At 65.2% G+C, this 24,814-nt stretch carries 21 protein-coding genes and 1 pseudogene; 6 read left to right on the top strand and 16 right to left on the bottom strand.

Annotation, left to right across the window (positions count from 1 at the left end; translation table 11 throughout):
• Positions 1–19: 19 nt before the first annotated feature.
• Both AB0N75_RS16855 and AB0N75_RS16860 read right to left on the bottom strand, forming a co-directional pair.
• Positions 20–1,918 (bottom strand): ABC transporter ATP-binding protein, encoded by a 1,899-nt coding sequence (locus AB0N75_RS16855; RefSeq protein WP_364652121.1) that lies wholly within the window; start codon positions 1,916–1,918, stop codon positions 20–22.
• A gap of 137 nt (positions 1,919–2,055) precedes the next feature.
• On the bottom strand, positions 2,056–3,789 hold the full coding sequence (locus tag AB0N75_RS16860) for an ABC transporter ATP-binding protein (protein WP_364652100.1): 1,734 nt from the start codon (positions 3,787–3,789) through the stop codon (positions 2,056–2,058).
• 219 nt (positions 3,790–4,008) lie between these two features.
• Between AB0N75_RS16860 and putP the strand changes: the two genes are divergently transcribed.
• Entirely contained in the window at positions 4,009–5,520 is a 1,512-nt protein-coding gene (gene putP, locus AB0N75_RS16865; protein WP_364652101.1) for a sodium/proline symporter PutP, read from the top strand.
• 128 nt (positions 5,521–5,648) lie between these two features.
• Here putP and AB0N75_RS16870 read toward each other — a convergent pair whose 3' ends face one another.
• Complete coding sequence (locus AB0N75_RS16870) at positions 5,649–5,939, bottom strand: DUF1540 domain-containing protein (RefSeq protein ID WP_364652102.1); 291 nt, start codon at positions 5,937–5,939, stop codon at positions 5,649–5,651.
• A 239-nt stretch (positions 5,940–6,178) separates the two neighbouring features.
• Between AB0N75_RS16870 and AB0N75_RS16875 the strand changes: the two genes are divergently transcribed.
• The gene (locus AB0N75_RS16875) at positions 6,179–7,585 is read left to right on the top strand and encodes an aminomethyl transferase family protein (protein ID WP_364652103.1); all 1,407 of its coding nucleotides are present in this window, start codon (positions 6,179–6,181) and stop codon (positions 7,583–7,585) included.
• A 228-nt stretch (positions 7,586–7,813) separates the two neighbouring features.
• Here the strand turns inward: AB0N75_RS16875 and AB0N75_RS16880 are convergent, their stop codons facing one another.
• Both AB0N75_RS16880 and AB0N75_RS16885 read right to left on the bottom strand, forming a co-directional pair.
• Positions 7,814–8,113: a hypothetical protein gene (locus AB0N75_RS16880; protein ID WP_364652104.1), complete on the bottom strand. Its 300-nt coding sequence runs from the start codon at positions 8,111–8,113 to the stop codon at positions 7,814–7,816.
• Between the two features lie 262 nt (positions 8,114–8,375).
• Complete coding sequence (locus tag AB0N75_RS16885; protein WP_364652105.1) at positions 8,376–9,242, bottom strand: methylenetetrahydrofolate reductase; 867 nt, start codon at positions 9,240–9,242, stop codon at positions 8,376–8,378.
• Between the two features lie 159 nt (positions 9,243–9,401).
• On the opposite strand from AB0N75_RS16885, the gene AB0N75_RS16890 reads away from it, so the two are divergent.
• Both AB0N75_RS16890 and AB0N75_RS16895 read left to right on the top strand, forming a co-directional pair.
• On the top strand, positions 9,402–10,709 hold the full coding sequence (locus AB0N75_RS16890; RefSeq protein ID WP_364652106.1) for an MFS transporter: 1,308 nt from the start codon (positions 9,402–9,404) through the stop codon (positions 10,707–10,709).
• Between the two features lie 215 nt (positions 10,710–10,924).
• On the top strand, positions 10,925–11,668 hold the full coding sequence (locus AB0N75_RS16895; RefSeq protein ID WP_364652107.1) for a maleylpyruvate isomerase family mycothiol-dependent enzyme: 744 nt from the start codon (positions 10,925–10,927) through the stop codon (positions 11,666–11,668).
• A 222-nt stretch (positions 11,669–11,890) separates the two neighbouring features.
• Here AB0N75_RS16895 and AB0N75_RS16900 read toward each other — a convergent pair whose 3' ends face one another.
• Both AB0N75_RS16900 and AB0N75_RS16905 read right to left on the bottom strand, forming a co-directional pair.
• On the bottom strand, positions 11,891–12,904 hold the full coding sequence (locus AB0N75_RS16900; RefSeq protein ID WP_364652108.1) for a PDR/VanB family oxidoreductase: 1,014 nt from the start codon (positions 12,902–12,904) through the stop codon (positions 11,891–11,893).
• A 19-nt stretch (positions 12,905–12,923) separates the two neighbouring features.
• Positions 12,924–14,030 carry an aromatic ring-hydroxylating dioxygenase subunit alpha gene (locus AB0N75_RS16905; protein WP_364652109.1) on the bottom strand — a complete coding sequence of 369 codons (1,107 nt, stop codon included), beginning with the start codon at positions 14,028–14,030 and terminating at the stop codon, positions 12,924–12,926.
• Positions 14,031–14,209: 179 nt separating this feature from the next.
• On the opposite strand from AB0N75_RS16905, the gene AB0N75_RS16910 reads away from it, so the two are divergent.
• The gene (locus AB0N75_RS16910) at positions 14,210–14,824 is read left to right on the top strand and encodes a PadR family transcriptional regulator (RefSeq protein WP_364652110.1); all 615 of its coding nucleotides are present in this window, start codon (positions 14,210–14,212) and stop codon (positions 14,822–14,824) included.
• Positions 14,825–14,912: 88 nt separating this feature from the next.
• On the opposite strand, the gene AB0N75_RS16915 is transcribed toward AB0N75_RS16910, so the two are convergent.
• The 8 genes from AB0N75_RS16915 to AB0N75_RS16950 form a co-directional block, all read right to left on the bottom strand.
• Positions 14,913–16,490: a long-chain fatty acid--CoA ligase gene (locus AB0N75_RS16915; RefSeq protein ID WP_364652111.1), complete on the bottom strand. Its 1,578-nt coding sequence runs from the start codon at positions 16,488–16,490 to the stop codon at positions 14,913–14,915.
• A 212-nt stretch (positions 16,491–16,702) separates the two neighbouring features.
• Positions 16,703–17,710: an ABC transporter substrate-binding protein gene (locus tag AB0N75_RS16920; protein ID WP_364652112.1), complete on the bottom strand. Its 1,008-nt coding sequence runs from the start codon at positions 17,708–17,710 to the stop codon at positions 16,703–16,705.
• An 89-nt stretch (positions 17,711–17,799) separates the two neighbouring features.
• Complete coding sequence (locus AB0N75_RS16925) at positions 17,800–18,798, bottom strand: ABC transporter substrate-binding protein (RefSeq protein WP_364652113.1); 999 nt, start codon at positions 18,796–18,798, stop codon at positions 17,800–17,802.
• 208 nt (positions 18,799–19,006) lie between these two features.
• Positions 19,007–19,999, bottom strand: a complete 993-nt coding sequence (locus tag AB0N75_RS16930; protein ID WP_364652114.1) for an ABC transporter substrate-binding protein — start codon at positions 19,997–19,999, stop codon at positions 19,007–19,009.
• A 181-nt stretch (positions 20,000–20,180) separates the two neighbouring features.
• Complete coding sequence (locus tag AB0N75_RS16935; RefSeq protein WP_364652115.1) at positions 20,181–20,636, bottom strand: MaoC family dehydratase; 456 nt, start codon at positions 20,634–20,636, stop codon at positions 20,181–20,183.
• Between the two features lie 33 nt (positions 20,637–20,669).
• Positions 20,670–21,848, bottom strand: coding sequence for an acyl-CoA dehydrogenase family protein (locus AB0N75_RS16940; protein WP_364652122.1), 1,179 nt, complete (start codon positions 21,846–21,848; stop codon positions 20,670–20,672).
• Positions 21,849–21,877: 29 nt separating this feature from the next.
• A complete protein-coding gene (locus AB0N75_RS16945; protein WP_364652116.1) occupies positions 21,878–22,777 on the bottom strand; it encodes an amidohydrolase family protein in 900 nt (299 codons plus the stop codon).
• Between the two features lie 2 nt (positions 22,778–22,779).
• Positions 22,780–23,712, bottom strand: a complete 933-nt coding sequence (locus tag AB0N75_RS16950; protein WP_364652117.1) for an SDR family NAD(P)-dependent oxidoreductase — start codon at positions 23,710–23,712, stop codon at positions 22,780–22,782.
• A gap of 123 nt (positions 23,713–23,835) precedes the next feature.
• Between AB0N75_RS16950 and AB0N75_RS16955 the strand changes: the two genes are divergently transcribed.
• On the top strand, positions 23,836–24,324 hold the full coding sequence (locus tag AB0N75_RS16955; RefSeq protein WP_364652118.1) for a MarR family transcriptional regulator: 489 nt from the start codon (positions 23,836–23,838) through the stop codon (positions 24,322–24,324).
• A 253-nt stretch (positions 24,325–24,577) separates the two neighbouring features.
• On the opposite strand, the pseudogene AB0N75_RS16960 reads toward AB0N75_RS16955, so the two are convergent.
• A pseudogene (locus AB0N75_RS16960) lies at positions 24,578–24,814 on the bottom strand (ABC transporter ATP-binding protein); the annotation flags it as partial.

Here is a 24,814-nt window from a genome sequence, read left to right on the forward strand (position 1 = left end):
TCTTCCGTGGTTTAGCGGATCAGGGCACCGGATCCGCTGCCGCCGCGAACTGGGACATGTAGAGCCGGTAGTACGGTCCTTCGGCGGCCAGCAGCGCGGCGTGGTTGCCCTGCTCCACGATCTTGCCCTCCTCCATGACCAGGATCACGTCCGCGTCCCGGATGGTGGAGAGCCGGTGCGCAATCACAAAACTGGTCCGGTCGCTGCGCAGCGCGGCCATCGCATGCTGGACCAGCAGCTCGGTGCGCGTGTCCACCGAACTGGTGGCTTCGTCCAGAATCAGTAGCGACGGGTTGGCCAGGAACGCGCGGGCGATGGTGATCAGCTGCTTCTCGCCGGCGGAGACGTTGTTGCCCTCCTCGTCGATCACCGTGTCGTAGCCGTCCGGCAGCGCCCGCACGAAGCGGTCCACATAGGTGGCCTTGGCCGCCGCCATGACTTCTTCCTCGGTGGCCTCCAGGTTGCCGTAGCGGATGTTGTCGAAGATGGAGCCGCCGAACAGCCACGCGTCCTGCAGGACCATGCCCACCTTGGACCGCAGTTCGGCCCGGCTGAGCGCGGTGATGTCCACACCGTCCAGCGTGATCCGGCCGGCGTCCAACTCGTAGAACCGCATCACCAGGTTCACCAGCGTGGTCTTGCCCGCGCCCGTGGGCCCGACGATGGCCACCGTTTGCCCCGGGGCCGCCGAGAAGGAGAGGTCCTCGATCAACGGCTTGTCCGCCGTGTAGCTGAAGCTGACGTTGTGGAACTCCACGTGCCCGTCGGTCTTGGCCGGCAGCGTCTCGGTGGCCGTGTCCGGCTCCTGCTCCTCGGCGTCGAGCAGTTCGAACACCCGCTCCGCGGAGGCAACGCCGGACTGCAGCATGTTGGCCATGCCCGCCATCTGGCTCAGCGGCTGGTTGAATTCGCGCGAGTACTGGATGAACGCGGTGGCATCGCCCAAGGTCATGGACCCCGACGCCACCCGCAAGCCGCCGACCACGGCGATGCCCACGTAGCTCAGGTAGGAGATGAACTGCATCACCGGCATGATCATGCCGGAGACGAACTGCGCACCGAATGAGGCCTTGTACAGTTCCTCGTTCTTCTCGTCGAACTGTTCCACCGATTGCTGCTCGCGGCCGAAAGCGCGGACCAGATCGTGGCCGCTGAACGACTCCTCGATGTGACCGTTCAGCGCACCGGTGTGCTTCCACTGCGCGGTGAACAGCTTCTGGCTGCGGGTGCCGATCAATCCGGCGCCGACGGCGGACAGCGGCAGCGCGATCAGCGCGATCAGCGCAAGCTGCCAGGAGACGATGAACATCATGATGGTGATGCCCAGCAGGCTCAGCGCGGACATGATCAGCTGCGCGAAGGCCTGCTGCAGTGCCTGCTGGATATTGTCGACGTCGTTGGTCACCCGGGAGAGCATGTCGCCGCGTTGGCGGGTGTCGAAATAGTTCAGCGGCAGCCGGTTCAGCTTGGCTTCCACGTCCCGGCGGAGGCCGAAGACCACCCGCATCACAATCCGGTTCAGCAGCCAGCCCTGCAGCCACATGAACAGCGACGAGACCACGTACATCCCCAGCACCAGCAGGATCAGGTTGCCCAGCAATTGGAAGTCGATGCCCACGCCGGGCACCAGTTCCATCCCGGAGAGCAGGTCCGCGAACTGGTCCTGACCCTGCGCGCGCAGCCCGGCAATGACTTCTTCCTGACTGGCCCCGGCCGGCAGGTTCATGCCGATGGCGCCGTTGAAGATGACGTCCATGGCGTTGCCCAGCACCTTGGGCGCAATCACGTTCAGCACCACGGCCACCAGCACCATGGCCAGCACCAGGGTGATGCTGGCCTTCTCCGGCTTCAGCAGGCCGAACAGACGCTTGGCGGACGGCCAGAAGTGCTGTGCCTTGCGGGCCGGGGTCCCGGTCATGAAGTCCTGGTCGGCCTCGCCGGGCTGGAACTGCTCCTCCAGGACCTCGGCCTCGGCCTCCGCGGCAGCCGCCGGGGTGGGAGCTGTTACCGGGTCCGGCCCGGTGGCCAGCTCGGACTGGGTTTCCTTGTCCGGGCTCATGCCACTTCCTCCACCGCGGTCTGCGAATCAACGATTTCCTGGTAGGTTTCGGAGCTTTCCAGCAGTTCCTCATGGGTGCCGCTGGCAACGATCTGGCCGTGCTCCATCACCAGGATCTGGTCCGCCTCGATGATCGTGGCCACGCGCTGGGCCACGATGATCACGGTCGCGTCCCTGGTGGTTCCCTTCAACGCGGCCCGCAGCCTGGCGTCGGTTGCCACGTCCAGCGCGGAGAATGAGTCGTCGAAGAGGTAGACCTTGGGCTTGGCCACCAGCGCCCGGGCAATGCACAGCCGCTGCCGCTGCCCGCCGGAGACGTTGGTGCCGCCCTGCGAGACGGCTGACTCGAGCCCATGGTCCTTGGCGCGGACGAAGCCCTCGCCCTGGGCCACGCGCAACGCTTCCCAGAGCTCATCGTCCGTGGCATCCGGATTGCCGAAGCGCAGGTTGTGGGCCACCGAGCCGGAGAACAGGTACGGCCGCTGCGGCACCAGGGCAACCCGGTCGGTGATGTCGGTGCGGGCCATCCGGGTGACCGGAACGCCGTCGATCAGCACGTCGCCGCTGCCGGCGTCGATGAGGCGCGGCAGCATGCTGATCAGCGTGCTCTTGCCGGCGCCGGTACTGCCAATGATCGCCGTCGTCTGGCCGGGCCGGGCGGTGAAGCTGACATCGCGCAGCACCGGCACTTCGGCGCCGGGATAGGCGAAGGTCACGTTGCGGAACTCGACCACTCCGGCGGGCTCGCGCGCCGTCTCCGGTTCGGTGGGTTCATGCACCGAGGGCTCGACGTCGAGCACCTCGCCGATGCGTTCGGCACAGACCGAGGCGCGCGGGATCATCATCGCCATGAAGGTACCCATCATCACCGCCATCAGGATCTGCAGCAGGTACTGCAGGAAGGCTGTCAGCGCGCCGACCTGAATGTCCCCGGCGTCCACGCGCAGGCCGCCGAACCACAGCACGGCGGCAGTGGCCAGGTGCAGGATCATGCCGATCGAGGGGAACATCAGCACGAACAGGTTGCCAACCGAGACCGAGACGTCGGTCAGTTCACGGTTGGCCTTCTCGAAGCGCTTGGCCTCGTACGGCTCGCGGACGAACGCCCGGACCACGCGGATGCCGGTGATCTGCTCGCGGAGCACGCCGTTGATGCCGTCGATTTTCTGCTGCATGCTGCGGAACAGCGGCATCAGCTTCCAGACCAGCAGGCCAACCACCACGAACAGCAGCGGCACCGAGACCCATACCAGCCAGGACAACTGCAGGTCTTCGCGGACCGCCATGATGATGCCGCCCACGCACATGATGGGAGCCATCACCATGAAGTTCAGGCCCATCAGCACCAGCATCTGCACCTGCTGCACGTCGTTGGTGCCGCGGGTGATCAGGCTGGGAGCGCCAAACTGGCCCACCTCGCGGGCAGAGAACCCGGTGACCTTGTGGAAGATGCCGCGGCGCAGGTCGCGGCCCACCGCCATCGCTGCCTTGGAGCCGAAGTACACGCCGGCGACCGCAGCGGCCACCTGGACAAAGCTGACGGTCAGCATCACGCCGCCGGTGCTCCAGATGTAGTCGGTATCGCCGCGGGCAACGCCCTGGTCGATGATCTGGGCATTAAGGCTGGGCAGATACAGCGCGGCGATGGTGGCAATCAGCTGCAGCACCACCACCGCGAACACGAAGGGAAGATAGGGGCGCCCATAATGGCGGATTAAACGGAGCAGCATCTGGATGTGACGCAACTTTCGGGCAAAGGGTTGAAGTGAGGCCAGATAGAGGCTACACCTTTTCACTGGTTGGCGAAACTCAATCGGAGGGGTATTTCTGGCCAGAGTTGAAACGATTTAGCGCGAAAACAAGCCGCGACGGCCCCTGTGGCTGGCCTCATATGTACGCGCACTGGAATACTGAGCCGGACCAAACCGCTACTTGGGGAGGACCCAATCTTGGACGACCAGACTTTCCAGATCATCGCCATGCTGATTTATATGGCAGGCATGCTGGCCATCGGCTGGTGGGCGTACCGGCGCACCAGCGATCTTGACGACTACATGTTGGCCGGCCGCGGCCTCAAGCCCGGCGTGGCAGCTTTAAGCGCCGGCGCCTCGGATATGTCGGGCTGGCTGCTGATGGGGCTGCCCGGCGCGCTCTACGTCGGCGGTCTGTTCGAGGCGTGGATTGCCATCGGCCTGACCATTGGCGCCTGGCTCAACTGGAAGTTCGTGGCCCCGCGGCTGCGTTCCTACACCGAAGTATCCAATAACTCGATCACCGTTCCCAGCTTCCTGGAGAACCGGCTGAAGGACCGGTCGCACCTGCTGCGGGTGGTCTCCGGTGTGATCATCCTGGTGTTCTTCACCTTCTACGTTTCCTCCGGCATGGTGGCCGGCGGCATCTTCTTCGAATCGTCCTTCGGCTCTTCTTATGAAATCGGCATGTTGGTGGTCGGCGGTGTCACGGTGCTGTACACCATGTTCGGAGGCTTCCTCGGCGCGAGCTACACCGACGTCGCCCAGGGCCTGCTGATGTTCGCCGCGCTGCTGCTGGTGCCGATTGTCGGCGTCTTCGCCACCGGCGGCCTCGACGCCACCATCGAATCAATCCAGCAGGTGGACCCGAACCACCTGAGCCTGTTCACCGGCGGTGCCGTCGCCGGCATCTCGGCTGCCGCGTGGGGGCTGGGTTACTTTGGACAGCCGCACATCATTGTCCGCTTCATGGCGCTGCGCACGCCCGGCGAGGCGAAAGCCGCCCGCCGGATCGGCATCGGCTGGATGCTGCTGACCGTGCTGGGTGCCGTCGCCACGGCACTGGTGGGCGTGGCCTACTTCCAGCAGAATCCCGGCATGACCCTCACGGACGCCAAGTCGGCCGAGTCGGTCTTCCTGGACCTGTCCCAGATCCTGTTCCACCCGTTCGTGGCAGGTTTCGTGCTGGCGGCCGTGCTGGCGGCGATCATGAGCACCGTCTCCTCGCAGCTGATCGTCTGCTCCTCAGCCCTGGTGGAGGACCTGTACAAGATCTTCGCGCGCAGACAGGCGTCGGCGCAGACCCAGGTGATGCTCGGCCGGATGGGCGTCCTGGTGGTCTCCGTGGTGGCGGGCATCCTGGCTTGGGCCCGCAACGACACCATCCTGGGCCTGGTGGCATTCGCCTGGGCAGGCTTCGGCGCCTCGTTCGGTCCGACCATCATCCTGTCCTTGTTTTGGCGAAAGCTCACCGTCGCCGGCGCACTCTCCGGCATGGTGGCCGGTGCGGTCACGGTCTTCGTCTGGGGCACGTCGGCGCTGTCCGACACCATGTACGAGATTGTTCCGGGCTTCATCCTCAACGTGGTCGTCGCCGTCGTCGTCAGCCTCCTGACGCACAAGCCCTCACCGGAGATCGACGCGGAGTTCAACGAAGCCGTCCACCGGGTCCATGCGGCGGAAGCTCCGGCGCTTGCCGCGGAGCGCTGACCCGCTGCGGGCCATCCGCACAGGTGCTCCTTCCGACGTCGTGCTTTCGGACGCTGGAAGGGGCACCTTCCGCGTTTTAAGCTCACCCACACCTTCCGCGTCGGATGGCCGCGCCGCCAGCCGGCGGCTTACCGGTGGGCGTAGGTCAGGCAGTCGGCGTTGTCGGCGCCGGGACCCACGTGGACCGCGGGAGCCTGGCACATCAGGTGGTCATTGTGCGTGCATTCAGCGCGCTGGCAAGCGCCCACTCCGGCCAAAACCTTGGGCAAGCCGCCGTGCGTTCCGGTGTCAATGAACGTGGCGCAGGCTGCGTGGTTTTCGCCGCCGGCAACGGTGATGGCCCCGGCATTGCATTCTGTGTGGTCATTGAAAGAGCAGTTGGTGACGCTGCAATCGGTGACGTGAGCTGTTGCGGTCATGGCGGTTCCTCCATGCTTCTGTCGCCCCGGATGGGCGTCCTGGACAAACTGGCTCACCGCCCACGTTATGCCTGTTGGGCTCAATCAAAAAGGCAGGTTTTTGTTCCCTATTTCCCGGCCGGCAGATTTTGCCCGGGAACAAACCGTCGACATAACTACCTCCATAGTTATATGGTCGAGGTGTCTTGGGGTTGTGCAGTGCATCACAATCCGGCCGCCATCGAGGAGGACAAGTACCCATGAGCGCAAAGAATCTCCAGGAAGTCCTGGACCAATCCGGCAACACCGTAGAGATGCTGCGGAACTCGCAGCTGGGCGCCTATATCTACCCCGTCGTCGCCCCTGAATTCACCAACTGGCGCAGCGAACAGCGCGCCTGGCGTGAGAGCGCCGTGCTGTTCGACCAGTCGCACCACATGGACAACCTGTTCATCAAGGGCAAGGACGCCCTCAAGCTGATTTCGGACACCGCCATCAACTCGGTGGCCAACTTCCCAGTCAATAAGGCCAAGCAGTACGTTCCCACCACACCGGCCGGACACGTGATCGGCGACGGCATCCTCTTCCACGAGGCCGAGGGCGAGTACGTATACGTGGGCCGCTCCCCTGCCGCCAACTGGCTGATCTACCACGGTGAAACCGGCGGCTATGACGTGGACATCGAGGTGGACCGCCGGTCGCCGTCGCGGCCCATGGGCCAGCCGGTTAAGCGCAAGTACTGGCGTTTCCAGATCCAGGGCCCGAACGCCTGGAAGATCATCGAGAAGGTCAATGGCGGCCCGGTGGAGCAGCTGAAGTTCTTCAACATGGACCATATGGAGGTGGCAGGCCGCCAGGTCCACACCCTGCGCCACGGCATGGCAGGCGCGCCGGGGCTGGAGATCTGGGGGCCGTATGAGACCTACGACCAGATCCGCGACACCATCCTGGAGGCCGGCCAGGAGTTCGACATGCTCGCCGTCGGCTCCCGCGCCTACCCGTCCAACACGCTGGAATCCGGCTGGATCCCGTCCCCGCTGCCGGCCATCTACACCGGCGAAGAGCTGCGCCCCTACCGCGAGTGGCTCGGCGCCGACAGCTACGAGGCGGTCAACGCCGTGGCGGGCAGCTTTGTCTCGGACAAGATCGAGGACTACTACCTGAACCCATGGGAGCTTGGCTACGGACACATGGTGAAGTTCGACCACGACTTCATCGGCCGCGAGGCACTCGAGAAGATCGACCCGGCAACGCAGCGCAAGAAGGTCACGCTCGAGTGGAACGCCGAGGACCTGGCCAAAATCTTCGCCTCGCTCTTCGACGCTGACGGCACGTCATACAAGTACTTCGACCTGCCGCTGGCCAACTACGGTTCGTCGAACTACGATTCCGTGCTGGACGCCGCGGGCGAGACGATCGGTCTGTCCATGTTCACCGGCTACTCCGCGAACGAGAAGAAGGGCCTGTCCCTGGCCACCGTGGACGCGGACGTGCCGGAGGGCACCGAAGTCACCGTGGTGTGGGGCGAACCCGACGGCGGCACGCGCAAGACCACGGTGGAGCCGCACCAGCAGCTCAACGTGCGCGCCATCGTCAGCCCGGTGCCGTATTCCTCGGCGGTCCGACAGGACTACCCGGGCGGCTGGCGCTCCGGCAAGCAGGCCTGATGTCCGGCTGCTCCTAAGGGGCACGACGACGAACGGCGGGGAGGGTGCTCGATGGCATCCTCCCCGCCGCTTCCGTTAAACGCGTGGCGATTGGCCGGCGTCACTGGCGAAGACTGGCGAGCCTTGGCGGGCTTCGGCGGCCCTGGCCGCCCCTATCTGGCACTGGCCGGCGCACGCCGGGCCTTGGACGGCTTGGAGGGGCGCGCCGGACCGTGCACGGCCAGCCCGTCAGTCGCCATCTTCCGGCAGGACCGTCTCTTCGACGTACCGCTCGCCCGACTCCGTCTCGCCGATGCTGTAGTGCTGTTCCATGTGCCTGATGGCGGCGGCGTCCTCGGGTCCAGGCTCGCTGACGGGGTCATCAATGGCGGTTCGATCGGCATCGCCGTACACGTTGGCCAGACCCTGTTTGGCATCAGGGGGTATTTCACCCGGCGCCAGCACTTCTTCATCACGCGCCGTTTCACCCGGAGTCTCGTCCCGGTCCTTGCGGTCGTCTCGGTCCGGATTGCTGATGTTCTCGCTCATGGAACTCCTCCCGTCAGGCGCCGGTGCGCCCTCTTCTCACCTAATCACAGAGCCGCCGCGCGCAACAGGGCCGCCAGACGGCCTTCGCCGTATCCCGGGGCCTGCGCCGGCGGCCGTTCGCTCCCATGTCTCAAGAGTCAGGCGAAGCATTCGCCCTAGTCAGAGCGGAGTAAGCATGTTGAAACGTGGGACGTTACTCCTATAGGTGGGAGCGAAGGCCCGCGGCCACTAGCCCGCAACCACTCGACGCCAGCCGCCCCTGTTACCGTCCGCCGCGGAAGTCCTCCACCCACTCCGCCGTGGCCTTCATTCCGCCGAAGGTGTAGAAGTGCAGCTTCACCGTGCCGTGGACGGACGGGTCATAGCGGCTGGCGAATTCCTCCAGGAACTTGTCCGGCCCGGCGGTCCCCAGCAGGTTGGTCAGCGAGAAGCCGTACTTGTGCACAATGCCGGCCGAGGAGGCCACACCGAAGCGCTTGGCATAATTCAGCAGCCGCTTGACCCCGGCAGGTCCCGGAACGCCAATCCGCACCGGCGCATTGATCCCGCGGCGCCGGACCTCTGCCAGCCACTCGAACACCGGATCGGCGTCGAAGCCGAATTGGGTGATGATGACCGTATCCAGGTTCTGCTGCTGCAATTCGGCGTATTTGCCCTCCAGCGCCGCCCACAGCACGTCGTCGGAAATATCCGGATGGCCCTCCGGATAGCCGCTGATGCCCACTCGGTGGATCCCGTATTTGGGCAGCAAGCCGCTGCGGATGACCTCAAGCGAGTCCGCAAAGGGGCCCATCGGTTCGGACGGGTCCCCGCCCACCACAAAAACATCATCGGGGGCAGCGTCGGCGGACAAGGCCTGCAGGAAATCCTCTAATTCCGCCTGGGACGCCAACCGCCGCGCGGACACATGCGGCACCGGCACGAAGCCGTGCCGCTTCACCGCAGCGGCCGCGGAAACCCGCATGGGGAGATCCTCGTTCCCTAGGAACGTCACGTTGATCAGCGTGCCCGGAGGAATCGTGCCGGCCGCGTCTTCCAATGCCGGGACGTCCTTACCGGTCATCTCCAGCGAGAAGTCGTCGAGCAACGCACGGGCGGCGTCCGATGCAGCGCGTTTCGGGTCGGCCATGATCCAAGTCCTTCCACCGGTGACGCCGGTCACTCCTGCCCGGCCTGCTGCGAGTCTAGCCGCAAAACCACTACGGATATAGAGGGTTGGGAGTGATTTGCTTTTCTCAATCACTGGGCGGATACTAATCTGGCCTTCCCTTCTATCTCAGGAATCACCATGTCCACGCTCCGCGTGCTGAGGCCCTTCGCCCACCGCAACTACCGGATCCTCATTTCGGCCCTGGCCATCTCGATTTTCGGCACGGGCATGTGGGCTGTGGCCATGGTTTACCAGGTCATCGCGCTGGGCGGCGGCCCCATCCAGCTCTCGCTCGTCGCCACCTGCTCCAGCATCGGCCTGCTGGCCTTCGTCCTGATTGGCGGCATCGCGGCCGACCGGCTTCCGCGCCGCCGTCTGATCATCAGCGTCGAGGCCGCCAACCTGGTGGCCATCGCTGCCGTGACGCTGCTGGCCATGACCGGGCTGCTGCAGCTCTGGCACCTGGCCGCGGCCGCTTTCCTGCTGGGCGTGGGCGCAGCCTTCTTCTTCCCCGCCTACTCGGCCATCCTGCCCAGGATCCTGCCAGCCGAGGACCTGCTGGCAGCCAACGGCATGGAAGGCACCATGCGCCCGCTGCTGCAGCAGGCCGCGGGCCCTGCCGTGGCGGGAATGGTCGTCGCCTCCTTCTCACCAGGGGCGGCCATCGGCTGGATCTCGCTGTGCCATCTGGCCGCGCTGGTCATCCTGAACTTCCTGGGTCAGGAACTGGTTCCGGATCAGGGAACGGCTGCGTCCGTCTCCGCCGAGGACGCGCCCCCGGCCAAGCGCAGGTCCGTGCTGGCCGACCTGCGCGAGGGCGTGTCCTACACGCTGACGACTCCCTGGTTGCTGTGGACGCTGCTGTGGGCCGTAGTAAGCGTGCTCATTTTCATCGGCCCCATCGAGGTGCTGCTGCCCTTCGCCGTCGCCGACCAACTGGGCGGGGATTCGAAGACCTTCGGATTCCTGCTCGGCATCTACGGCATCGGCGGTGCGGTGGGTGCCCTGATCACCGCTTCCTTGCGGCTGCCCCGGCGCTACCTCACCGTGATGCTGCTGTGCTGGGGCGCCGGTGCCCTGCCCATCGCGGTCATTGGCTTCACTGACAGCTTCTGGGTGATGGCCGTGGCGCTGTTCGTGGTCGGGGCAACCGGCAGCGCGGGACAGGTGATCTGGGGAACGTTGCTGCAGCGCAGGGTGCCGTCGCACCTGCTCGGCCGCATTTCCAGCCTGGATTTCTTCGTCTCGCTGGCCCTGATGCCGGTGTCCATGGCGCTGGCCGGTCCGGTGGGCGAAGTGGTGCCGACCTGGCTGATCTTCCTGCTGGTGGGCCTGGCCCTACCTTTGCTGGCGGTGCTGGCGCTGACCTTCGGCGGCATGCTGAAGGACGAGGTCGATCACCCGCTGGAACGCAAGCTGGAGCCGGCAGAGCCGGCCAGCGCTTAGCGGCACGCCACAGCACCTGACGACGACGGCGGCGCCCCTAGGTGCCGCCGTTGCCCTCGGCGGCACGGGCCCCCTCTGCTGCCCCCGAGCACGTGGTCCTCTGAGCGCTAGGCTGGACGGCAAGAAACAGGATCTTCCCGGAAACTAGTGGAAACCGAACCACCAGTCGCCCGCCCGTGCGAGCGGGCCGCACCGCCACCCTTGCAGGAGGAACGATGGTTGCACGCCAGGACGTCCCCAAGGATCCGGAGCTCAAGAGCGCGCTGCTCACGGCCCGCCGCGGCACCGCCTTCTTCGGCCGCAAGCTGAACGAGCTCTCAGACGATGAACTCGACGCGCCCTCGCTGTTGCCGGGCTGGACCCGCCGGCATGTCATCGCCCATGTCGGCTACAACGCCCGCGCGCTCGCACGGTTGATGGATTGGGCCAACACCGGCGTGGAAACGCCGATGTACCCTTCGCGCCAGGCCCGGAACGAAGAAATCGATCATGGCGCCATGCTCTCCCCCGTCGAATTGCGCGAACTCTACAAACAGTCGGCCAACCACCTCGACGTTGCGTGGCGGGACACACCGCAAGAAGCGTGGGGACATGAGGTCAAAGCCGCCCAGAGCCGCACCGTCCCGGCCTCCGAAACCGTGTGGTGGCGGACCCGCGAAGTCTGGATTCACGCCGTCGACCTCGACAACGGCGCCAGCTTCGGCGACATGCCCGCCGACGTCCTCGAGCGTCTGCTCCGGGACATCATCGAAGCCTGGCACCACCGCGGCGACGACCAAGACCTGCGACTGGAAATCCTGGCCTCTGGCGGTGTCACGCATCTGGGCGACACCGCGGCCGTCGACCCGGTCGTTGTCACCGGCAGCCTGGCTGATATCACCGCTTGGGCGGCCGGCCGGTCGGCTCGCGGCGTCAGCTCCAACCGGACGGACGTGCCCCCAGCACCGCGCTGGATCTAAGTTGGGCGGCGGTGGCTGACCGGCCGGGATCTCCACGCAGGCGCAAGCGTCCGGTTGTCGACCAAGCGAAGCGCGTGGAGACACGATCACCGGATCTCCACGCAGGCGCAAGCGCCCGGTTGTCGACCAAGCGAAGCGCGTGGAGACACGATCACCGGATGGCAGGCGCAAAGCGCCCGGTTGTCGACCAAGCGGAGCGAGTGGAGACACGAGCACCGGTGGTTAGGACACGTCGATGGTGACGACGGCCGGGCCGCGGCCGGGGGCGGCGTCGGACTGTGCGCCGGTGCCTGAAGTGACGGCCCGGGAGACGCAGCAGCACATCTTTGCCGCTGCGTGCTGCTGGCGTTCGCTGTAGAAGACGTCCCGGTGGTCAATAGCGCCGTCTAGGTCCAGGACACGGACCTCGCAGAGCCCGCATTCGCCCTTGCGGCAATCGAACATCATGTCCGCGCCGGCCTCTTCGAGGGCCTCGAGCATGGAGCGACCTTGGCCCACCGTGGCCTCTATACCGAGCCGCGGAATCCTCACCACGAACTCCTCAGGGTCGTACCAGCCGCTGTTGCCGAAAGTCTCGTAGCGCAGATTCGCTACCGGCAGTTCGTGTTCCGTCCAGGCCCGGCGGACCGCGTCCATCAGTCGGATCGGCCCGCACATGTACAGCTCGGTATCCATGTCCGCGCCGGCCACCAGTTCGCCCACCTGCAGCGATGAGCCTTCATCGTCCACGTGGACCTGCAGCCGCTCCCCGTGCTCCTCGCGCAGCCGGTCCAAGTAGGCCATCGCCTCGCGGCTGCGGCCGACATAAACCACCCGGTAGTCGGCCTTCACGGCCTTGAGCACGCGGGCCATGTTGAGCATCGCGGTCACACCGATGCCGCCGGCCAACAGGATGTACCGCTCGGCCCCGACCCGCAGCGGGAAGTTCTGCAGCGGCTGGGTGATCTCCAGCGTGTCGCCGGCGGCCAGCGTGTGCATGAATTCCGATCCGCCCCGGGAAGCCGGGGCCTTCAGCACGCTCAGCGCGAGGCGGCGTCCGCCGTCGGCCGAATCCACGATGGAGTAGGAGCGCTTGTCCTCCTGGCCGCCAATCCGCACCTTGAGGTCGATGTGCGATCCCGGTTCCGCGGTCTTTGGCAGGGCCGGTTCCAGCACGATGCGGCGGATGCCGGCCGCAACGTCCTGCACGTCCACCACGGTGGCGTGCTGCCAGACTTCTACGTTTGTTGCTGCCATGGTGCCGTCTACCCTTCCTTCAGCTGCCGGCCTGGACGGCGGAAGCAAGCCGGCCTTCGGCCACCAGCATCCGCTCGATCAGCCGCCGCACCCACATGCCGCCGGCGTCGATGTTCAGGTTGTAGAACTCGTAGTCCGGATTGGCGTCGATGGCCTGCTGCTGCGCCTTGAGCATCTCCTCGTCCTCGCCGAACACACCGTGCACGCCGTCCCGCAATTGGGTGGTGATCAGCTGGCTGTCCAACCGGTAGTTGCGCATGAAAGCCCAGAAATAGTGGCAGGACCTGTCGGTTTCCGGCGAGATCGTGTTCATCACGAAACCATTCACGCCCTGACTGCGGTCTCCCTCCGGCGCGCCGGTGCCGGCCTTGGCCACGCCGACGTCGATGCAGATGGTGGACGGGGCCTGGAAGGTGATGATCTGCCAGCGGTCAACCTTGCCCGCGTAGCCGGGAAACTTGTCCCGCATGTTCTTCAGCCAGAACGGCGGTGCGTCAATGTTGTGCATCCAGCGCGTCACGGTGACGGTGTTGCCTTCATGCGAAACCACGAAGTCGGACTCGCTGAGCTCCTCCTGCCCAATGGACGACGAGTGTACGAACTCTTCGTGGGTCAGGTCCATCAGGTTGTCCAGCACCAACTGGTAATTGCAGTCGGCGTGGATGGTCTCGCCGTCGCCCGCCCACTCGGGCGAGTCCATCTGGTGCATGTCCGGGACCAGGTCCGGATCGGCCTGTGTCGGGTCGCCCAGCCACACCCAGACGTACCGGTGGCGCTCCACCACCGGAAAGGACGGAACCGTGGCCGAGGGGTTGATGGTCTCCTGCGCCGGCATCGAGACGCACCGCCCGGCCGAGTTGTAGACGATGCCGTGGTACGGGCACTGGATCCCATCCTTGCCCATGGTCTTGCCCATGGAGAGCGGCGCCAGCCGGTGCCAGCAGGCGTCGGCAAGAGCCACGGCCTTGCCGTCCTCCGTGCGGTACAGCGCCAGCGGGCGGTTGGCGATCCGCCGGGCCATTGGCTTGCGGGTGACCTCATGGTCCCAGCCCGCCACGTACCACGCGTTCATCGGGTGGCCCATGACCTTGTGGGTGGTGGAACTGGCAGTCTGCACAGCAGTCACAGTGGATTCCTTCCGGTAGCGCGAGCCGACATCCCCAGCGGCGCTGGCTCAGTTATATTTGCCGATGGCGGCCCGGACCCCGGACCGACCAACTAACTATGCACATAGATAGTGGCGTGAGTCCCAGACTATCGATGGATATAGTGATTGGCAACACAGTCGACAGGAAAGTTGGATCTATGAGTCTCCGCTACGCCTTGCTGGCGCTGCTCAGCGTTGAACCCATGACCGGCTACGACCTCTACAAGGAATTCGAAGCCTCCGTGGGGCACGTGTGGCATGCTCCGGACTCACAGATCTACCCGGAACTGCGGCGGATGGAAAAGGAAGGCCTACTCGACGGCGAGGAGGTCACCTGGGGCCAGCGCGGCAAAAAACGCCGGTACCACATCACCGAGGCCGGCGTGAAGGCGTTCCGGGACTGGATGAATACCACCCTTGAATACACCCGGGTGCGGGATCCAGCCCACCTGAAGGCCGCCTACCTTGAATGGGCCGAGCCCGAAGCAGCGCGCGAGCAGATGCGCGCACACATTGAACACCACACGGGCCTGCGCCAGCAATGGGAGCAGCGGATCCGCGAGATCGACCAGGACCGCAGCGAAATGCTCAACCGCCGCCTGGCCGGCACGCCGGAAGCCGACCGCGACCGAGTGAAGGCCTTCAAGCGCTTTACATATGAAGGTCTGGTGACCCGGGCCGATCAGGAGATCACCTGGGCCCAGCACGGGCTGGCGCTGATCGACGAGCTCTACGCCAACCGGCCGGGCGCCCGGCAGGCCGCCAAGAAGTAGCCCGGCGCCCGGCTCCGGAAGAGCCGGAGCCGGGCACCGCCGTCGTCAGCCGGACAGGAGCTGGCCGCGGCATCCGGCCATAGGCCGGCTAGTTGGAGTATTCCTTGCGCAGGTCGGCCTTGCGGATCTTGCCGCTGGCGGTCCGCGGCAGGTCCTCCACGATCACCACCGACTTGGGGATCTTGTAGCGGGCCAACCGCCCGTCCAGGTGCTGCTGGATGTCCTCGGCTGTCACCGCGAAGCCTTCGCGGACGGTCACCACCGCGCGCGGCACCTCGCCCCACTTCTCGTCCGGAATGCCGATCACGGCCGCACTGCTGACCGCCTCCAGTTCCAGGATGACCTGCTCCACCTCGGCCGGGTAGATGTTCTCGCCGCCGGAGATGATCATGTCCTTGAGCCGGTCGGAAATGAACAGGAAGCCGTCCTCGTCCACGTAGCCCATGTCGCCGGACTTGAACCAGACGCCGTCGGCATAGCTTTCGGCGGTGGCATCGGGCCGGTTCCAGTACTCGTGGATCACGTTGGGGCCGGAAATCTGGATCTCGCCCACCTCGCGCGCCGGCAGCACGTCGCCCACCGGGTCGGCAATCCGGATGTCGGTGAAGAAATGCGGAAGTCCGGCGGACCCGGCCTTCGGGCGCGACTTCTCCGCTGCCAGCGTGGTGGCGCCGGGCGCCGTTTCGGTCATACCGTAGCCGTTGGTAAAGGACAACCCGCGGGCCTCGTAGGCCTCCAGCACGCGCATCGGCACCGCGGAGCCGCCGCAGGTCAGCTTGTTGAGCGAACTGATGTCGGTCTTGTCCCAGTCGGGGTGCTCGCATAGCAGCTGGTAGGTGGTGGGTACACCGCTGATGCTGGTGGCCTTGTACTTCTCGATCAACATCAGGGTCCGGCCGGGTTCGAACTTCGGCTCAAGCACCACGGTGGCACCCTTGAGCAGGGTCGGCAGCACGCCCATGCCCAGTGATGCCACATGGAACATCGGCGCGATCATCAGCGCCACGTCGGTGCTGGCCATGTCGAAATCCACCAGCACGTTGATGCTGTTCCAGGTCATGTTGCCGTGCGTGAGCAGCGCGCCCTTCGGCCGGCCGGTGGTGCCGGAGGTGTAAAGGATCATGGCCGGGTCATCGAGTGAGACCGCCACGTCCCGGCGCTCCTCGCTGCCGGTTCCAATGACCTCTTCCAACAGCTCGACGGCGGTGGCCTGTCCGCCTGCCTCGGCCGCGCTTCCGGCGGGGGTACCATTCCCGTTCCTGGCCGGGCCGTCCTCCACCACCATCCGGTGGCTGATGCCCAGCAAGGAGCTGCCGCGCACGGCGAGCGGCTCCAAGGTGCGGGCATGGATGAGGATACGACTGCCGGAATCCTGCAGGGCGAACTGGACCTCGGGCGGGGCCAAGCGGGTGTTCAGCGGAACGAAAATTGCGCCCAGGGTGCCGCACGCAAAGAAAGTCTCAAGGAAGGCCGGGTGGTTCTCACCCAAGTAGGCCACCCGGTCGCCCGGGGCGATGCCGCGGTCCGCCAGCGCATTCGCCAGCCGGTCGACGCGCTCGGCAAATTCGCCGTAGCTCAGCTCGCCGGCGGTGCTGATGATCGCGGTCTTGGCCGCGGACTTCATGCGGCGCTTGTGGATCCAGGCACCGAGCCCCTGATTCTGCATCGTTCAAACCCTTTCGACGTACCCGGTGCCCGGGCTTCTCAGCGGAGCCGCGGTGAACCACATCACAACAGCTCCCACTCAACCTAATGCGCTTTAGTTGAAAAAGTCAATAGTTGAGAATGTCGTCCCACTGTGGCCGGGAGCAGTGCCCGCAGAGACCAATGATGCCCCTTCCGCCAGGGAAGGGGCATCATCGGCGCTTGGTGCGGGTGCTACTGCTGTGGCAGCAGTGCCGCCATGTCCGGAAGCTTGTCGATTAGCCCGTTTTTCAGCGAGATGTCTGCAATTTCCTCGATCGAGTCGGCGTTCACTTCCTGCGGGAACTTCGGCAGGGTCAACTTCTCGATGACCGCCGGGTCCAGCTTGGTGTACGTGGGCAGGATCTCGCGCACCTTGTCGGGATTCTCGTCGGCGAAGGCCAGCGACTTCTTCATGGCGCGGACAAACGCTTCGGTGACTTCCGGCTTCTCCTGCACGTTCTTGTCCGAGGTGAAGTAGGTCGCCACGGTCAGGTCCTCGACGGGATACGCATAGTTGGAGAAGACCGGCACGGCGCCGTCGCCTGCCACAATCGTCGCGAACGGCTCGACGGCGGCAATCGCGTCCACCTGGTCGTTGGCCAAGGCCGCCGGCATGTCCGGGAACGGCATTTCCACGAAGTTCAGGTTGGACGAATCTCCGCCGGACTGCTCCACGGCCTCCCGGATGGTGGAATCGCTGATGTTGTTGAGCGTATTGACACCAATCCGCTTGCCCACGAGGTCGGGAATGTCCTTGATGTCGCTGTCCGGCTTCACCATGACAGCGGCGAAGTCCTTGTCCCGGTTGCCCGTGGTGGCGACACCGTTGGCCACCATCTTCATGTCCAGACCCTTGGATCGGGCGATGACCAGCGACGTAACGTTGCTAAAGCCGAAGTCCATCTGGCCGCTGGTGATGGCCGGAATGATGGCTGCACCGCCCTGCGCCAAGGTCAATTCCAGGTCCAGCCCCTCCTCTTCGAAGAAGCCCTCCTCTTTGCCCAGGTAGATCGGCGCCACGTCCACAATGGGGATGACCCCCACATTGATTTTTGTCATTCCGCCGGCGGTTTCGCCGCCGCCCGCGGGAGCCGATTCCTCGCCACCACCCGACGGGCTTCCACCGCCGCACGCCGTCAACGCCAGCACCGCCGCCAGTGCCACTGCTGCCCTGATTTTCTTCACGGGTTCCCTCTCCATCACTCCAGAATGCACGGATGTGCCCCAGGTCACTCACAGTATCTACGTCCATAGTGTTAGACGTCAACGAAGCATCCGGATTGTTATCATCACTGGCTTTCCGGCGGCAGCAGCGCGTCGAGATCCACTGTGTTGTCGACGGTGCCGTACTTCAACACGGCATCCGCGAGCGTCTGGGCGGCGTCGCGGTCGAATGTCGGGTCGAAGCGCGGCAGCACAATTTCTTCCAGCAGCGCCGGGTCGGTCTTGGTGTAGGTGCCGATGATCTCCCGCACCTCGTCCGGGTTCTCTTGGGCATAGTTCATCGACTTGGTCATGCCCGCGGTGAATTTCTCCACCAGTTCCGGATCCTGCTTGATCTTGTCCGCGGAGGTGAAGTAGCCGCCGATATCCAAATTCGGGTGGGTTCCGCGGTACGGCCAGGACACTACCCGCGCACCGCTCTTGATGGCGGAGGTGAGGAACGGTTCCAAGATGAGCGCGGCATCTACCTGGCCGTTCTCTACGGCGGCCAGCGCGTCCGGGAAGGCGACTTCCACGAACTTCAGGCTGGATCCGTCGCCGCCGGCCTTGTCCACGGCGGTCCGGATGGTGGTGTCGCCGATGTTGGCCAGATTGTTGGAGGAGACCGTCTTGCCTTCCAGATCCGTGACCGCTTTGATGTCCGAATCCTTCGCCACCACGACGCCGGCAAAGTCGACGTCATCCTCGTCGGACGCGCGGGTTCCATTGACTACGTACTTCAGGTCCAGCCCCTGGTCGCGGGCCACCATCAGCGAGACGGTGTTGCCGAAGGCAAAGTCGAAGCTGCCGCTCACCACGCCCGGGACGGAGACGGCGCCGCCGGTGGTGTTCTCGATGGTCAGGTCGAGCCCTTCCTCTTCGAAGAACCCTTTGGCCTTGCCGAGGTGGAGCGGTGCCACATCGCCGATCGGAATCGCACCCACCTTCACCGCGGTCATCCCCTCCGCCGGCGAAGCCCCGCTGTCGTCGGTCGCCACCGTTCCCCCGGAGGGCGATCCCGCGCCACAGGCCGCCAGAGTTGCCGCGACAGCGGCGGCACAGACCATGGTGACAAGTCTCTTCATGTTGCACTCCCTCGTGTCGTTTCACCGTTGCTTGGGAGTCTAGGCAACGGCTGTCCGGCAGGCCACCGTACGGGCTGGCCTGCCCGTATAAAAGCAGCGAATACTTTAGATACGGTCCGCCCGCCCCCTCGGGGACCGAGTGACGCCACACGCCGCAGGGGCAGCCCCCGGAATACCAGGAACCGCCCCTGCGCAGTGCTGGATCAGACTACTCCACGGTCATGGCCGGGACATCCGGCTGGTTGTCCACGTACTTGTACTTGACCATCAGCTCGCCCATGTCGCTGAGAACATCCACGGGCAGTTCGGCGTCGAACGTTTCCATCTTCAGATTCTTGGCCACCTCTTCAGGCATGCCCATGAAGTCCGGCAGGACGGCGCGGACGCCGGCCGGATCCGCTTCGGCAGCCTTCAAGGTTTCAGTCATGGCGGTCTTGAAGTCGGCGACGACCTTGGCATTCTGGTCCGCGTAGCTGCCGCTGGTGAAGGTCACCATGGTGGGCAGGCCGGGCAAGGCCTTCTGGTTCGAATAGCCCAGCAGCTTGTAGTCCTTGTTGGCGAGAGCCTTGGACTGGAACGGCTCCGGAACCCAGATGGCGTCCACGTTGCCGCGTTCCAGCTGGGCCTCCATGTCCGGGAAGGGCATTTCGCTGAACTTCAGCTTGGACGGATCGCCGCCATCAATGGCAGCCGACTCCATGATCGTGAGGTCACCCTGGGTCTTGAGCGTGTTCACAGCGGTGGTCTTACCCTCCAGATCCGCGAACGATTTGATCCCCGAGTCTGCCTTGACGATCACGGCATTGATGTCTTCGCCCTCTGCCTTGGAGTTGCTGTAGCCGGTGACGATCTTCATCTCCAGGCCCTTGTCCACGGCGGTCATCACCGACAGCGGGTTGCCCACAGCAAAGTTCATCGTGCCGGTGGAAACGGCCGGCAGCATTGCCGCCCCGCCCTGCCCGGTCTGGAGCTCGACGTCGAGCCCGTGCTTCTCAAAGATGCCTTCGTCGATGCCGTACTGCATGGCGCCGGACGGTGCGATTGGCAGCACCCCCACGGCGATCTTGGTCAGACCGCTGTCGGCGGCGCCGGACTCCGCGGCTGGCGCGCTGGATCCGGACGGAGAGCCGGATCCGCAGCCGGTCAGTGCCATGGCGGCAATCGCGCCGCCGGCCAACAATTTGGCCAAGTGCTTCTTCATGAATCGCTCCTTGGATCCGTGGTGCCGTCCCCCGACCCTCGGAGGCTGACTGTGACCAGCACCACAGCTAATTACAACGTAGATGCAATAGTTGAATAAATCAATAGTTGTTGTCTGTTTGTGATCTGAACGGACCCCGGCCCTGAGGCCGAGGTCCGTTCAGTCCTGTGGTGGCAGCTGCTTAGACGTAGAAGCGTGCCAGGAACTCGGCGATGACCGCGGGACGTTCCTCGCCCTCGATCTCGATGGTGTTGTTGGTCTTGATCTGCACGCCGCCCTTGACCTCGGTGACCTCGGCGATGGTGGAGTGCAGGCGGACCTTGGCGCCGACCTTGACCGGATTGGTGAACCGCACCCGGTCCAGCCCGTAGTTGACCTTGGTCTTGACGCCTTCGACGTCGAAGAGTTCGCTCCACAGCGGGATGACCAGGGACAAGGTCAGGAAGCCGTGCGCGATCGGTGCGCCGAAGGGGCCCTCTTTGGCCTTCTCCACGTCGGTGTGGATCCACTGGTGGTCATCGGTAGCGTCCGCGAAGGTGTTGATCTGGTCCTGGGTGATCTCGCGGTAGTCGGTGTAGCCGAGGTCCTTGCCGACCAGGCCGGGCAGATCTTCGAAGTTGACGACGGTGTTGCTCATGGTTGCTCCTTGGGAAAGTGTTGTTGTTGTTCTCTAGCGGAATGCGCCGGTGCCGGTGATGGCCCGGCCGACAATCAGGGCGTTGATCTCGTGCGTGCCCTCGTAGGAATAGACGGCCTCTGCGTCTGCGTGGAAGCGCGCCACGTCGGTGTCCAGCGTGATGCCGTTGCCTCCGACCACTTCGCGTGCCAGGGCGACGGTTTCGCGCATCCGGGCACTGCAGAACATCTTGGCCAATGCGGAATTCTCGTCCTTGTAGATGCCTTCCTCCTGCTGCTGGGTCAGCCGCACCGCCATGCCGAGCGACGCCGTGACGTTCCCGAGCATGGTGGCGAGCTTCTCCTGGATCAGCTGGAAGCCTGCCAGCGGCTTGCCGAACTGCTTCCGCTCCTTGACGTAGCGCAGCGCGGCCTCGTAGGCCCCGGCCTGCACGCCGGTGGCGATCCACGCGACGTCCGAGCGCATGTTCCGCAGCAGCGAGGCCACGTCCGCGAACGAGTTCACATTCTGCAGCCGGGCCGAGTCCGGGACCCGCACGCCGGCCAGCTTGATGTCCGCGTTCTGCATCATCCGCAGCGACGTCTTGCGCAGGATTTTGGAAAGCTCGACGCCGGGGGAATCGGTCGGCACCAGGAAGCACTTGACCTGGCCGTCGGCTTGGTCGCGGGCGAAGATCGCCAGCACGTCAGCGGTCACGGCACCGCCGATCCAGCGCTTGGCGCCGTCGATGATCCACTCGTTGCCGTCCCGCCGGGCGCTGGTTTCCAGCCCGCCGGCAATATCCGACCCGTGCTCCGGTTCGGTCAGCGCGAAGACGCCTTTGAATTCGAAGCTGCGGATCTTCGGGTCCAGCTCGGCCGCCTGCTCGGCGCTGCCGCCCAGGTTGACCGCGGTACGGAAGAGCCCGGACTGCGCGTTGTAGAAGGTGGCAACCGACGCATCGGTCCGGGCGAGCTCGAAGTTGCGGAAGCCCTCGTACAGCCCGGACGGCTTGGCGCCGCCTTCGGTCAGCTCCGCCGGAGCCATCAGGTCCAGGTCGTAGAGCGGCTGGGCAATCTGGTACGGGAACTCGCCCTGCTCCCAGTACTCGCCCAGCAGCGGGTGGACCTGATCCTCAAGCACCGTGCGCAGCCGGCCGAGCACGCTGCGTTCGGCATCGGTCAGCAGCGAGGCGTAGCCGTACTGGTCGGACGGGTAGAACTGTTCGGCCATGGTCCCGGTCCTCTCTTCGGCGACGGCGCTCATCGCTGCGCCCCGTCCAGCCCCAGCAGACGTACGGCATTGTCCTTGAGGATCTTCGGACGCACCTCGTCCTTCAACGGCAGGTCCGCGAAGGCACCCAGCCACTTCTGCGGGGTGATCAGCGGGTAGTCGGTGCCGAAGAGCACCTTGTCCTGCAGCACCGAGTTGGACAGCTTCACCAGCGACTCCGGGAAGTACTTGGGCGACCAGCCGGACAGGTCGATGAATACGTTCGACTTGTGCGTGGCGATCGAGTTGGCCTCGTCCTGCCACGGCACCGACGGGTGCGCCATGATGATCTGGAACTCGGGGAAGTCCGCGGCGATCTCGTCCAGCAGCAGCGGGTTGGAGTAGCCCAGCTTGATCCCGGATCCCCCGGGCGTGCCGGCACCCATGCCGTTCTGGCCGGTGTGAAAGACCGCCGGGAGGCCAAGCGACTGCAGCGCCTCCCACAGCGGGTAGTACCGTTCGTCGGATGGATTGAACCCCTGCAGGCTCGGGTGGAACTTGAACCCGCGGACCCCGTAGTCCTCGACCAGCTGTTTGGCCCGGTCGATCGCCTCGGCGCCGGTGAGCGGATCGACCGAGCCGAACGGGATCAGCACGTCGTTGTTCCGGGCCGCACCCTCGGCAATGTCCTCGATGCTGTTCGGCTCGTGCTTCAACCGGGTCCGGGCGTCCACCGTGAACACCACCGCCGCCATGTTGAGCTCCCGGTAGGTCGCCGCAATCGCATCCAGCGACGGCGTGCGTTCCTCGGCCTTGAAGTACTTGCTCGAGGCGTCCATCAGTTCCTGCGGCAGCGAGACGTGCCCGTGGCCGTCGATCTCGATATGCACATGCATGTCGATCGCGGTCAGCGAGGCGACGTCCAGGCCCAGTTCGTAGCGTGGCGCCATGGCTACTTCGCCGCCGGCTCGGGCTGTAGTTCGGCCGGCAGTTCGGGGAATTCCTCGCCCACGCTCTGCAGCCGGCTGCCGAACAGGTCTTCAAAGCGCTCGTTCAGCGCTTCGTAGCTCCAGCCGCCGTCCAGGAACTCGGTGACCACGGCCTCCGGATGGGACCACAGCTGCAGCCGGTCGCCGCCCACGCCGATCGCCTGGCCGGTCACCTTGGCGGCCGCATCGGAGGCGAGGTAGGCAACCAGGCCGGCAACGTCGTCGGCCGTTCCAAAGCCCAGGTCCTTGCGGAAGAAGTCCGGCATGGCCTCGCCGCGCTCGTCCGCCTCGACGGCCTTCTGGAAGAACGGAACGGTCTTGGTCATGGCCGTGGCGGCCACCGGGATGATGGCGTTGGCGGTGACGCCGGCCTTCTTCATCTCCAGCGCCCAGGTGCGGACCATGCCCACAATGCCGGCCTTCGCGGCGGCGTAGTTGGTCTGGCCGAAGTTGCCACGCTGGCCGGTGGGCGAGCCGATGGTGATGATCCGGCCGGCCACGCCGTTCTCCTTGAAGTAGGCGTAGGCCTCGCGGACGCAGGTGAAGGTGCCGCGCAGGTGCACGTTGATGACCAGGTCGAAGTCCTCGTCCGTCATCTTCAGCAGCGACTTGTCCCGCAGCACGCCGGCGTTGGTGACCAGGATGTCCAGCCCGCCGAAAGTCTCGACGGCGGTGCTCACCAGCTGCTTGGCGGTTTCGGTGGAGCCCACCGGAGCGACGACGGCGGTGGCCTTGCCGCCGGCCGCGGTGATGCTGGCGACGGCCTGCTCGGCCACCTGTGCGTCAACATCATTGATCACGACGGCGGCGCCCTGGCGGGCGAGCTCCTGGGCGTAGGCCAGGCCGAGGCCGCGGCCGCTTCCGGTAACAATGGCTACTTTTCCGGCCAGTGACATTTGATGCTCCTTGTTCCTGCCCCAGAGGGGGTGCATGGGTTTATGCTGGTCTGAAACCAATGACAACCCATATGATTGAAAAAGTCAATCATATTTTCCAGTCTCAAGATGTAGCGAGGGAACATGCCCGCACCGACCACGGCCGAGGCGACCACCTCCAGCCAGCCCACCGCAGGAAACGGCGTCGAGCGCCTGTACACCACGGATCTGGCCAGCGAGATCGAATTCCTCACCGCGCGGGCGCGGTCGCTGGGCTCCGGCCGCGCGAACAACATGCTGGCCGAGCTTGATCTGAAGGTGCGGTCCTACTCGGTCCTCTCTCTGGCCTGCAGCGGGCAGAACCCGTCGCAGCGTGAACTGGCGGACTTCCTCAGCCTGGACCCCAGCCAGATTGTGGCCTTGGTGGACCAACTGGAGAAGCGCGGAGCCGTGACGCGGGAAGCCGATCCGCGCGACCGCCGGTCCAAGGTCATCGCGCCCACGGCAGCGGGCCGCCGGCTCTACAAGCGGGCCGAGGCAATCGTCCGCCAGGCGTCCGACCACTCCCTGGCCCAGCTGAACGACCAGGAGCGCGAGACGCTGCGCGACTTGCTCCGCCGCATCGCTTTCTAGCCCGCGCGGCCGCCCCCTCCCCCTCTCCGCTCCCGAACGCCCTCCCCTTTCTCCAGACATCCCTCTCCGAACCCTCGCTCCCTCCATCGACTGTTCAGATAACGCCCTCTTCAGCGCTGAGAAGGGCGTTATCTGAGCAGCCGAGTTCAGTACGGGCAGGGGTCCGGCGAGGAAGCGGCGGGGCGCTGTTTAAACAACGGCGCCGGCCACCTCCATGAAGGAAGTGGCCGGCGCCGTCTCGCTTCGGACCCTGCTAGCTGGCGCTCCCGGCCTGGGAAGCGGCCGCGGCCGGGCGGTGGCCCTGCTTGGCCAGCTGGATCTGCTCATACACGTGGTGGCGCAGCTCGGTGAACCGCGGCAGGGCGCGGGTGTTGAGCTGGTCGCGCTCGTCCGGCAGGTCGATTTCCAGGTCTTCCTGGATCACGGTCGGCGAGGAGGACAGGATGATCACTCGCTGGCCCAAGTACACCGATTCGTCGATGTCATGGGT

The sequence above is a fragment of the Arthrobacter sp. NPDC089319 genome, assembly GCF_040684925.1.
GTDB lineage: Bacteria > Actinomycetota > Actinomycetes > Actinomycetales > Micrococcaceae > Crystallibacter.